Genomic DNA, 11,409 nt, shown 5'->3' with positions numbered 1-11,409 from the left:
GGTGTCCGGGCCACTCGGCGAGCGGCCCGGAATTCCTACGACGCTAGTTCGCAGAAGGCGGGCTCCGGTATGCGTCGGAGCGAGGAAACGAGGCACGAATTTCGTAGGATCCACAAACCGCCCCCATGACGACAAGTACGATCGCCACCCGGCAGTGCAGGTCGACAGCCGTAGAAAGGTGGTGCCGGGCTCGGCCGCAGGCGACGGTGAGGAGCGTCCGGGCGATGGCCTGGGCGATATCGGCCGCGCGGGGATCACTTTCCACCAGCACGGCCGTGATCGCACCTGCCGTCAACTGGACGACCTGCCGGGCGACGAAGGCCGGGGCGGCGGTGCCGCAATCGGCGAGCAGGTCGGTCACCCATGCACGGGTGCGTGTCTTGTGCTCGTGCACCGCGGTACGGGCCGGATGCTCCGGATCGGCCAGTTCGACGGTGGCGTTGACGAGCGCGCCGACCGCGGAAACCGGGGCCGGTGAACCAGCTCCGCAGCGAACCGAAGATCCCCGGCACCCGCTCGACGGGCCCCGCCGAGATGTCCGCGCCGTCGGCCAGTCGTTCCCGATAATCCGGGCGTCCACATGCCACAGGCAGACCAGGATCAGCTCGGCCTTGGTTGGAAAGTGTTTGTACAGTCTTATTTTCGCGACACCGATCTCGTCCAGCAGCGAATCGATACCGACCCCGGTACCGCGTTCGACAACCGCGCTGCCTGTTCGAGGATCTGGTCTCATTTGGTGGACTGCTGTCGGGGCAATACGCCGCTCCTTGTACCGGCCGGTCGAGCCGCGCGGCCAGCAGATCGGCAGCGACGAGGACAGGATCCCGCACCGGCGCCTAGCCGAGATCGACATCGATCACCGGCCCCGTCGGGTCGGAGTACCCTTGACCAGGAACGCCTGCATCCCCTTCCTGCCCGTCGCAGGTGACCGAGTCCGTGGCTATGATTTCGTTCATCTCCGCGTAGGCAGCGGGCGGCGGGAGGTCGATCTGACGGCGGAACGCCTGTCTGCCGATGTGCAAGAGCAGCGGGCTCGCGGTCGCGGTACACCGGGAAAACGAGAACGCATGGTCGCCACGACCGGCTGGACGACGTCTTGGATCGCGGTCATCATCTCCGTGCAGGCCTCGACGATCCGGTGCTCGTCGTCGAGGATGCGCCGGAGGATCTCCGGGAGGTCATGCCGAGCGGAGAAGACCGGCCGCCGCGGACTGTTCAGGGCCTCCGAGGCCGTCGACGGTCGTGGTCAGTATGGCCGCTACTCTCGCTGTTCATCCTCCGCGATATACAGACGAGTACGTATACTCTCGGTACCTCGGCTATCCTGGACGATCATGAGTGACGAGGGTCATCGGCCGGGCGACCCGGTGATCGCCGCGATCGCGGCCCGTGTGGCGGCCGACGCCGAATCCCTGGCCGAGCGGTTCGCCGAGGCTTACACCGCCGACATCGGCGACTACGCTCGTGTCCCGGTGGAAGGCCGCCACGAGCTGGTTCGGTCGGCTCGCGCCAACCTCGACGCCCTGCTGGAGGATTTACAAGGCACGGCAACGTCTTTCGACCCGGAACCGTTCGAATCCTTCGGCGCTGACCGGGTGCGGATGGGGATCACCATCGGCGCGGTCATGCGGTCGTTCACGGTCTGGGGCCAGCAGGCATGGTCGGCGTTCCTGCAGCGCGTGGACCACAAGAGCGGCGAGGAGATGGCCGGGTCACTCGCGATCGGCGAGCGGATCTTCGCGCACGTCGAGCGCGCCAGCGCCGCGACCGCGGCCGGGTTCATGCGCGAAGCCATGGCGGTGTGGAGTGATCGTGAGATCACCCGCAACGCGGTACTCGAAGCGATGCTCACCGGGCATGCCGATCCCGAAGAGCTCCGCCGGACCGGGATGGAGGTGGGTGCTGCCTACGCCGTGGTCGTACTCCTGCCCCGGGACCGGTCGGTCCGCCCTGAGGAACTCGTGGCACCCGCGGTCGCACTGACCGAGCGCCACCATTCCGGATCGCGCGTGCTGGTCGGAGTCCGAGAAGCGGCCCTGGTCGCGATCTGGCTGACCGACGGGCCGACAGCGTCGATCCAGCTGCTCACCGAACGACTCGCCGCGGCACTCGAGGCGACAGCCGGGATCGCCGTGGCCGGGGAGAGTTTGGCCGGTGTTCCTGCGGCATACCAGCAAGCGCGCCGGACGGCCCGGATCGCGCTGGGCCTCGGTTGCCCAGATCCCTTGTGGCACAACGATGTTCTACTCGAACGCGTCGTACTTGACAGCCCGGCCGTCGCCGAGCTGTGCCACGACGCACTGTCCCCCCTCATCACCTACGATGACCGGCGCGACGCCGACCTCGTGCCGACGATCACGGCGTTCATCGACTCCTGCGGCAGCGTCACCGAGACTGCCCGGGCGGTCAGCGTACATCCGAACACTGTGATCTACCGGCTCCGCAGGGTGGCCTCGATCAGCGGCTACGATCCCCGCGACCCGCGGGGCCTGCTCGCACTGTCGCTGGCGTCGCTGGCTCGGCGCCTCGGCGCGGAACCCGCCGCACCGAGCCGGAGCGACGCATGAGCTCTCGTCAGTCGGCCAGGATCTCCGCGAGCGACGAGCGGTCGCCGAACCACGAGTTCTGGCTGCACAGCGGGAGAAGCCGGACAGCAAGCTGGAACCGGAACGACGCTTCGGGCGACGCCAGCGCGACCCCTGAGGTCTTTGTCGCCTGACGCAGCCGGTAATCGAGCGTGTTCGGATGGATCCCCAGGCGTGACGCGGTGGCCCGCCGGTTCATCCCGAGGGTGAAGTACACGTACAGCGTCCGGACGAGAGCGATCTTGCCATTGCGGTCGGAGCCGAGCAGCTCGCCCAGGACCGCTTCGACGAAGGTGTCCACGGCCTCACCCTGGCGGAACAGGTCGAAGAAGCTCATCGAGTCGTAATCGTGCGTCCACGCATCCGGATGCAGGATCTCGCCGAGGGCACGGGCCCGCTCAGCTTCCCGGACGGCGGTGGCCACCCCGGCGGCGGTCATGGCCGGTCTGCCGACACCCGCGTTGAGGATGCCAGGGAGCTCGGCGACCTGGTGCAGTGCCCGGCTGACGATCTCGGCGACCGACGCCGTGGCCGCGGTCGGCACGAGAACGACCACGCCGCGGCGCAGGAGTGCGGAGATCGCGTCCGGCAGGAGCCTACGCAGGACCTGCAGTGCATGGCTCAGCTGACTCTCGAGTGTGCCACTCGCGCGGCTGGTGGCGTTCACGACGACCACGACGTGCGGGGTTTCCGGGTCCAGGCCGAGCGAGCGTGCTGCGGAGTCGCGCTGGCCGGAGCCCGGGAAATCGTCTTCCATCAGGCGAGACAACAGCAACCCGGCCGTCGCGAGCCGGGAGTCGAGGAGCTCGTCCCGTTCGGCGAGATAGGCCCGTTCCGCTTCACTGCTGACCCAATCGATGTAACGCAGCGTCCAGTCGGTGAGCGTTGGGTGATCCAGGTCGTCCCTACGTTCGCTGAGCTTCTCCCACATCGCGCGGGCTCCGATGCGGTACGCGCGCAACATCGCCGCCAGGGACACGCCTTGGTGGACACGGCGCCGGGCGGCATCGGCCAGCGACGCGAGATCTTCGCTGGTCGGTCTGCGCTGGAGCACCACGGCGTCCCGGTAGACCCTCGCGTTCTGGACGTTGGTCTGGACCACGTCGGCGAACACCGTGGCGCTGAGCTCTGAATACTCGGGGTTTCCGGCACAGATGGTTTCGGTGACGTAGCGGCCGATCCGGGCGAAGTCGTCGCCGGTCGGAGCCGTTTGCGATGTCGTCACAGTTTCCGCCCTCCAGATCGTGCGATGTCTCCGATGACGGCGCCTGGGTCACCTGGAAATGTTAATCACCAAGGCGACCGGTACCAAGGGAGTAAGCCATGCCGGGCAATACCAAGACAATCGATTCCGGGGAACTGGGAAAGTCGGTGGCCCCTACGACGCTGCGCGCGGTCGCGGGTACGTTCACCACCGGGATCACGATCATCACGTGCACCGCGGACGGCGCCCCTCAGGGATGCGCAGCGAACGCTGTGCTGAGCGTCAGCCTGGAACCACCGCTGATGCTGATTTCACTGGGCGAGACATCGCGTACTCGGGTGGCGGTCGAACGAGCCGGGGCATTCGCTATCAACGTCCTGCCCGACAACAGCAAGGGGTCAGCGCTCTGTTCGGTCTTCGCAGGCCGTTCGGACGACAAATTCGCCAGCGTCGATCACTACGGTGGCCTGCTCGGCGCCCCGGTGCTGACCGACGCGCTGGGGTGGTTCGAGTGCGCGATCGTCACCACGCAGGTCGCCGGTGACCACACCCTGTTCATCGGCCTAGTCGTCGACGCCGGGCATGTGCCCGGCGATCCGCTTGTCTTTTTCCGTGGCCAGAACCGGAAACTCGCGGCCTGACAGCCGTGGCCCGTCCGATACAAGGAGGTTTCGGATGTCGGTCTCCCGAGATGGTGCCGCCAAGTCGGATTCTCGGATGGCTCGTCGTGCTCTGGCCGCTTCGGCGGTCGGAAGCGCAATCGAATGGTACGACTTCTATGTGTACGGCCTCTCGGCCGCACTGATTTTCAACCACCTGTTTTTTCCTGCCTCGAGTCCGTACTCGGGAACGTTGCTGTCCTTGTCGACCTTCTTCGCCGGTTTCATCACCCGTCCCGTCGGGGCCATGATCTTCGGACACTTCGGCGACCGGCTTGGACGTCGGACCGTGCTGATCGTGACGACGCTGCTGATGGGGCTGGGAACGTTCTTCGTCGGCCTGGCCCCGACTCACGCCGTTGCGGGCATGTGGGGAGCGGCCATCCTGGTGGCGCTTCGCATCGTGCAGGGTATCGGGGTCGGCGGCGACTGGGGCGGTTCGGTGTTGATGGCCACCGAGTGGAACTCGGCGAGGGGCAAGCGCGGGTTCATGGGCAGTCTGCCTCAGTTCGGTTCACCACTCGGATTGATCACCGCAACGATCGTCACCGAGCTGGCCGGCAGAACGATGAGCCAACAGGCGTACGAGTCCTACGGCTGGCGGATCCCGTTCCTGTTCACCCTGTTGCTCACCATCCTGGCGCTGATCATGCGCCTCCGGGTGGAGGAAACCGCCTCATTCGCCGCAACGAGACGGGCCGGGACGATCCGGCGAGCGCCGATCGCGCACCTGTTGCGTCATCATTGGCGCACGGTCGTCAAAACCACGCTGATGCGGGCCGGGCAGCACGCTTCGTTTTACCTGTTCACGACATTCGTGCTCAGCTACGGGGTCACGACCCTGCATCATCAACGGTCGACGGTGCTGCTCTCGGTCATGCTCGCTGCCGCGATTTCGCTGGTCAGCACCCTGTTCTGGGGAGCGCTTTCGGACCGGATCGGCCGCAAGAAGATGCTGACGATCGGCATCGTGGTCATGTTCTGTTTCGCGTTCCCCTACTTCGGGCTGCTCGACTCCGGCGTTCCGGCGCTGATGACGATCGGCATCGTTGCCTCGCTGATCGTGCACGACATGCAGTACGGACCGCAGAGTTCTTTCATCGCCGAGAGCTTCCCACCCGATGTGCGCTACAGCGGGGCGTCATTGGGCTACCAATTGTCGTCGGTCACCGCAGGCGGGCCCGCGGCGCTCATCGCGACCGCGTTCATGGCCACCTTCAACTCGGCCATCCCGATCGCCATCTACCTGATGGCCATGTGCGTCATTTCGCTGGTCGCACTGTTCTTGCTCCCCGACATCGACAGTTCACTCCAGGACGACACGAACAAGCCCGCAGCCGAAGCAACCACAAAGAATCACTGATCACCGGCAAAGAAAGGATCGCCACCGATGCCGAGCAACTTCGAATCGGTCAGTACACCCGCACCTACTTCTCCACTCACCGCGGCGATGGAGAACAAACTGCTGCTGGGCTTGTTCCTTCCCTTGCAGGAAGGCGCGTGGAGTCCGTCGTCGGCGCCACGCGAAACTTCCTGGACCTACGACTACAACGCTCGCTGCGCGATCGCCGCTGAAGAGTACGGCTTCGACCTCGCATTCGGCCTCGGCCAGTGGCTCGGCAAAGGAGGCTACGGCGGCACGACCCACTTCCGTGAGCACGAACTGGACCCGCTGATCAGTTCGGCCGCGCTTGCCGCGCAAACGACGAAGCTGCTCCTGATCAGCACCGTGCACGTGCTCTATGGATGGCATCCGGTGCACCTGGCGAAGTATGGCGCGTGTATCGACCACATCTCCGGTGGTCGTTGGGGGCTCAACGTCGTGACCGGGTACAAGCCAAGCGAGTACCGCATGTTCGGCCTCGAACCGATCGAGCACGACCAGCGCTACACCATGGCCGCGGAGTTCACGGACATGATGCAGCAGCTGTGGACGAGCGAGGACAACCGCACCGAAGCCGGGAAGTACTGGTCCATGAACGACGCGCACATTCTCCCCAAGCCTGTGCACGGACGGCCCGTCTTGGTGAACGCCGCTTCCTCCTCCGCGGGGCTGGACTATGCGGCGCAGTACTCCGACCTCATTTTCATCACCAGTCCCGGCGGCGCCGATCCGCACCAGGCGGTGGAAACGCTTCCCGCGCACAACAAGAAGATCAAAGACCTCGCCAGGGCATACGGCCGCGAAGTGCGCACCGTCATCAATCCACACGTCATCTGCCGCGATACGGAGCAGGAAGCTTGGGCCGCGTATCAGGCGATCCTCGACAACGAGGACACCGTAGCCGCTGACAATTTCGTCGCCGGTTTCACCGGCGGGGACAACAAATCCTGGCGCGGGCACAGCCGTGAACAATGGGTCGTCGGCGGTAATGTGCATCTGGTCGGCACACCAGAACAGATCGTGGAATGGTTCACCAAACTCCACGAAAGCGGTTGCGACGGAGTACAGGTCAACTTTTTCGACTATCTCCCGGATCTGCAGCGATTCGGCGAACAGATCGTTCCGCTCATGGTCGAGGCCGGACTGCGGAAAGGAGCATGACCGTGTCACAGGACCAAGCTCCTCTGGCCGGACTGCGGGTGCTGGAGTTCGGCCAGATCGCGGCAGGGCCCTTCACCGGGTCTCTGCTTGCCGATCTCGGCGCCGACGTCGTCAAGGTCGAGCGGGCCGACGACGGGGACGGGATGCGGCAATGGCCACCGCTGATGGGCGAAACACCGGATCGCTACAGCGGCAACTTCGCCTCGGTCAACCGCAATAAGCGCAGCATCGCTTTGGATCTGAAGTCCGGAGACCACCGGACAACGGTGCTCGATCTGGTCCGCAATGCCGATGTTCTCGTCGAGAACTTTCGTGCAGGTGCGCTCGAACGTCTCGGCTTGGGCTACGAAGCGCTCGCCGAGGTCAACCCGATGCTCGTGTATTGCTCGATCTCCGGCTACGGACAGACCGGACCATATGCGCGGCGCGGCGCGTTCGACGTGACCGTACAGGCTGTTTCCGGACTGATGAGCGTCACCGGGGAACCCGATGGCGATCCGGTCAAATGTGGTGTCCCGGTCGGGGACTTCGTCGCCGGGCTCTACGCCGCTTACACGATCGTGGCGGCGGTGCACCGGGCAAGCCGGACCGGCGCAGGAGCCCACATCGACTGCTCGATGCTCGGCACCCTCCTCGGCATTTCCGCACTGCAGACCAGCGAGTACTTCGGCACCGGACACGACCCGCAACGCCTCGGATCCGCCCACCCACGCAACGCCCCTTACCGGGCTTTCCGTGCCGCGGACAAGAGCTTCGTGGTCGCCGCCGGCAATCAAGACCTCTGGCGACGGTTCTGTGAAGTGACGGCCCAACAGCGGCTGCTGACCGATCCGCGCTTCCGGACTCAGGAGCTGCGGGCACGCAACCAGGATGCGCTGGCCGCCGAACTGGCAGAGTCATTACTGCGCAGAAGCGCGGCCGAATGGCTGGCTGCATTCGAGGACGCCGGGGTGCCGTGCGCCCCGATCAACACCTTCTCGGAAGCTCTCTCCGACCCACAGGTGGCCGCGCTGGGCCTAGTGCGCCCGATGCCCCTTCCCAACGGCGTCGCAACACATTCGGTCGCCTTCCCGGTGCCGATCACCGGACACGAGCCGCAGCTACGCACACCACCACTGCTCGGCGAGCACAACGACGAGGTGATCAAGGGATGGACTGCTGAAGGAGGGGCGGCGTGAACACCGCCGAGCCCGATACCGGCCACCAGGCCGTGCGCACCGAACGCACCGGCGATGTGGTGACCATGGTTCTCGACCGGTCCAGCAGGGCCAACGCACTGGACGCGGTAACCGTAGAAGCCCTACACGACGCGCTGGACCACGTGGACGCGCGGACGACCCGCGCCGTGGTGCTCAGCGGTGGGGGCCGTCATTTCTGCGCGGGTTTCGACATGAGCGGAGTTCTCGACGCCTCCGACGGTGAGCTGTTGCTCCGCTTCGTGCGTATCGAACAGTTGCTGCAACGCCTGCACCGGGCCCCGTACCTGACCGTTGCCTGTGTAGCGGGCAAAGCGATCGGGGCCGGCGCGGACATCGTGGCAGCCTGTTCGCACCGGCTGCTGGACGCGGGAACCACCCTGCGCTTCCCCGGTTTCCGCTTCGGCGTCGCACTCGGCACCCGGCGTCTGGCCCAGCTGATCGGAACGAGGGCCGCGCGCCAACTACTCCTGGCATCTCGTGAGGTGACCGCGGATGAGGCCGTCCGACTGGGTCTGGGCACCGCCTCGGTCGACAGGCAGGCTCAACGATCCGCCGCGGAGAAAATCGTCGCCGAATCGGACGGCCTGGATGCCCCTTCGGTAGGGGCGGTCCTGGAGCTCACCTCGGCCGGGGACGGGCACGACGCCTCCGACCTGGCCGCGCTCGTGCGCTCCCTGACCAGACCGGGCCTGCATGACCGGCTGGCGCACTACCTGGGAGCCGACCGTGACTGAATCAGACGGGCCAGGACAAGCCGGGACGGCGGTGGCAGCGGCGCTCGCCCGCGCAGAACCGATCGCGCTCGCCGATCCTCTCCGAGACGCTGCGGTCCTCGTTCTCTGTGGCCGGACCGCGACGCCGAGCACGGTCGCATTTCTCGTACGGCACACCTCGGGATTCATCTCGGCCGCCCTGAGCTGGCAGACGATGCGACGCCTCACCATCCCGATGATGAGCCCTATCCACGAGCTCGGCCGGTCGGGCGACTTGTGCGGAGTCTCCGTAGACGCGACCGGAACCGGTACCGGAATCTCCGCGACCTCGCGAGCCATGACACTGCGCCGTCTCGCCGACCCCGAAGCCGGGCCCGCCGACTTCACCAAACCAGGTCACGTCATCACTGTTCTGGCCGCACGCTCCAGCGGCCACAGCGAAGTTCTGCACCCCGGTCCCTCCGCGCCGGAACTGGCCGACACGGCGATCGATCTGGTCCGGCACGCCGGTGGGGAGCCCGTTGCGGCGTACGCACATCTGGTCAGCACCCGCGATCCGGCCGGTCTCGCCGACTTGGCCGAGACAACCGAGTTCGCCCGCTGCACGGGCCTCATGATGCACACGGTCGCCGGCTGCCTGGCCGACCCCGGCCGCCCGGAAAAGACCCGATACCCGGCAGGCAGTGTGTCACGTTCGTGAATCCCGGATCGTCGACACCTTCCGGCCTGCTGCCGGGTCCACTGTTCGGGCTGCCGAGCTACGCCGTACCGGTGTTGCTGTTCATCACCGCGCAGCACTTCCGAAAGGTTGATTCGGCTGGCGAGCACCCCTCCACCAGGCGTGCTCTCTCAGATTCCGGTCCACGACCTCGTGGCGGCGGACCGGCATCGACCCCCGGTAACGCCATGTCGATCACCGAGACCTGCGTCGAGCAGGTATTGCTGATGGGCAGGGGCGATCCCACCGACGGGCGCAGGCGAGTACCGGAACTCACCTCCCAGGGCCGACGGTCTGCCACGAAGCGCCACTCCCCCAACGCCGACAGCGAGGAAGAGCCGCTGGACCCGCTCGCCCCAACCGATCGTGCCACCGTGCCGCGCACGCTGCTCGAGGCAGCCGATACGCACCACTGGAGTGTGTCACAGCGAACGTGGAACCCGGCCGGGTCGTAGTAAGGTAAGCTATACCTTAGTTTCTGGAGGAGGAGCAATGTGGCGCCGGTTGCGGCAATGGGGGATGTTCGGTGTGCTCATCACGGCGGCCGCCGTTACGGTCGGCTGTGGCGGCACACATGCAGCGAACGATCGGGATCAGACGGTAGCCGTCCGGTCTGCGCTGGGTACCGCGCATGTGCCGGTGCATCCGAAGCGTGTGGTGACCATCGGCTGGGGTAGCCAGGACGCAGCACTCGCGCTCGGGGTGGTTCCGGTCGGCATGCCGGACTTCAGTTCCGACTCGGGCACCAAGGACGGCATCCTCCCCTGGGACAAGCCACTACTGAAGGGGAAGAAGCCGGCCCTGCTGAACACCACCAGCGGCCATGTTCCGTTCGAGGACATCGCCAAGCTGCATCCCGACGTGATCCTGGCGGTCGATTCCGGGCTGGACAAACAGCAGTACGCGCAACTGTCCAACGTCGCACCGACGGTCGCCTACCCCGGCAAGGCGTGGGCAACCAGCTGGCAGGACCAGCTCTCCCTCGTCGGGAAGGCACTCGGCCGCTCGGACAAGGCCGAGGAATTGCGCAGGACCACCGAGGCGCGCATCGCCAAGGCAGCCGCCTCGCATCCGGAGTTCCGGGGGAAAACGGTCGTGTTCGGCAGCCAGCTCAAGGCAGGCACATTCAACCTCTACCACGCCGACGACGCCCGGCTGAAATTGCTCGCCGCGCTGGGCTTCACGGTCGATCCGTTCGTGCAGAACCTCGCGCATACTGACGGTTCCACCACGTTCTCCACCGCGATCAGCGCCGAACAGCTGTCCTCGATCAAGGCGAACGTGCTGATCGCCTGGTACCCGACGACGGCCGTACAACGGACCGCGGAAAACCAGCCGGGCTTCGCGCAGTTGCCCGCAGTGCGGAACAAGGCATACATCCCGTACACCGATCCGCCGTTCGTTTTCGCCACCAGCACCGCCAACGTGCTGAGCCTGCCGTGGATGCTCGACCGCTATCTGCCGAAACTGTCCGAGGCGGCCAAGAACGCGCGACCGGCGGGCTGACCTCGTACCGTGCCCCACCCGCCTGGCCTGCCGGTCCGGTAGTCCTGCCGTACGAGCGACGGACAGAGACGACGCGCTTGTCCACCACTCCGGGAGTAGCTCTGTTGTTCTACGCGGTGGTGGCGGCCGATACCCATCTCTCGTCGTTCCTCGCCGCGGAGCGTGAGCATCCGGCGCTGCGCTGGGATCGAACTCGCGGCGTATCTGATCAGCGGCTACCTGTTCCTGGTTACAGCCTTCGGTGGCGGGCTGCGGCACCGGTTCACTACTGCTGGCCGTG

General features: G+C 65.9%; 11 protein-coding genes. 9 read left to right on the top strand and 2 right to left on the bottom strand.

Annotated elements, in window-relative coordinates; genetic code table 11:
- Positions 1-43: 43 nt before the first annotated feature.
- Positions 44-361, bottom strand: a complete 318-nt coding sequence (locus A37U_RS52680; protein WP_169526927.1) for a hypothetical protein — start codon at positions 359-361, stop codon at positions 44-46.
- A gap of 973 nt (positions 362-1,334) precedes the next feature.
- Between A37U_RS52680 and A37U_RS0123525 the strand changes: the two genes are divergently transcribed.
- Positions 1,335-2,567 (top strand): PucR family transcriptional regulator, encoded by a 1,233-nt coding sequence (locus A37U_RS0123525; protein WP_020499125.1) that lies wholly within the window; start codon positions 1,335-1,337, stop codon positions 2,565-2,567.
- Positions 2,568-2,574: 7 nt separating this feature from the next.
- Here the strand turns inward: A37U_RS0123525 and A37U_RS0123520 are convergent, their stop codons facing one another.
- Positions 2,575-3,810 (bottom strand): PucR family transcriptional regulator, encoded by a 1,236-nt coding sequence (locus A37U_RS0123520; protein ID WP_020499124.1) that lies wholly within the window; start codon positions 3,808-3,810, stop codon positions 2,575-2,577.
- 98 nt (positions 3,811-3,908) lie between these two features.
- Here A37U_RS0123520 and A37U_RS0123515 point away from each other — a divergent pair, with 98 nt between their 5' ends.
- The 8 genes from A37U_RS0123515 to A37U_RS0123480 all read left to right on the top strand — a co-directional run bounded on the left by A37U_RS0123515 (position 3,909) and on the right by A37U_RS0123480 (position 11,129).
- Positions 3,909-4,430 carry a flavin reductase family protein gene (locus A37U_RS0123515; protein ID WP_020499123.1) on the top strand — a complete coding sequence of 174 codons (522 nt, stop codon included), beginning with the start codon at positions 3,909-3,911 and terminating at the stop codon, positions 4,428-4,430.
- Between the two features lie 34 nt (positions 4,431-4,464).
- Positions 4,465-5,811 carry an MFS transporter gene (locus A37U_RS0123510; RefSeq protein WP_240437656.1) on the top strand — a complete coding sequence of 449 codons (1,347 nt, stop codon included), beginning with the start codon at positions 4,465-4,467 and terminating at the stop codon, positions 5,809-5,811.
- Positions 5,812-5,838: 27 nt separating this feature from the next.
- Positions 5,839-6,993 carry an LLM class flavin-dependent oxidoreductase gene (locus A37U_RS0123505; protein ID WP_020499121.1) on the top strand — a complete coding sequence of 385 codons (1,155 nt, stop codon included), beginning with the start codon at positions 5,839-5,841 and terminating at the stop codon, positions 6,991-6,993.
- Complete coding sequence (locus A37U_RS0123500) at positions 6,990-8,171, top strand: CaiB/BaiF CoA transferase family protein (RefSeq protein WP_020499120.1); 1,182 nt, start codon at positions 6,990-6,992, stop codon at positions 8,169-8,171. The genes A37U_RS0123505 and A37U_RS0123500 overlap by 4 nt, the downstream gene beginning before the upstream one ends.
- Entirely contained in the window at positions 8,168-8,926 is a 759-nt protein-coding gene (locus tag A37U_RS0123495) for an enoyl-CoA hydratase/isomerase family protein (protein WP_020499119.1), read from the top strand. Before A37U_RS0123500 ends, A37U_RS0123495 begins: the two co-directional genes overlap by 4 nt.
- Positions 8,919-9,605: a 3,4-dihydroxy-2-butanone-4-phosphate synthase gene (locus tag A37U_RS44910; RefSeq protein WP_157182991.1), complete on the top strand. Its 687-nt coding sequence runs from the start codon at positions 8,919-8,921 to the stop codon at positions 9,603-9,605. Before A37U_RS0123495 ends, A37U_RS44910 begins: the two co-directional genes overlap by 8 nt.
- Before the next feature lie 206 nt (positions 9,606-9,811).
- On the top strand, positions 9,812-10,078 hold the full coding sequence (locus tag A37U_RS51875) for a hypothetical protein (RefSeq protein ID WP_157182990.1): 267 nt from the start codon (positions 9,812-9,814) through the stop codon (positions 10,076-10,078).
- Positions 10,079-10,262: 184 nt separating this feature from the next.
- A complete protein-coding gene (locus A37U_RS0123480) occupies positions 10,263-11,129 on the top strand; it encodes an iron-siderophore ABC transporter substrate-binding protein (RefSeq protein ID WP_205622998.1) in 867 nt (288 codons plus the stop codon).
- Positions 11,130-11,409 lie beyond the last annotated feature (280 nt).

It is taken from the genome of Sciscionella marina DSM 45152, assembly GCF_000379465.1.
Taxonomy (GTDB): Bacteria; Actinomycetota; Actinomycetes; order Mycobacteriales; family Pseudonocardiaceae; genus Sciscionella; species Sciscionella marina.
Note: the sequence above shows the minus strand (reverse complement) of the source record. Positions and strands in the feature narration are given on the sequence as shown.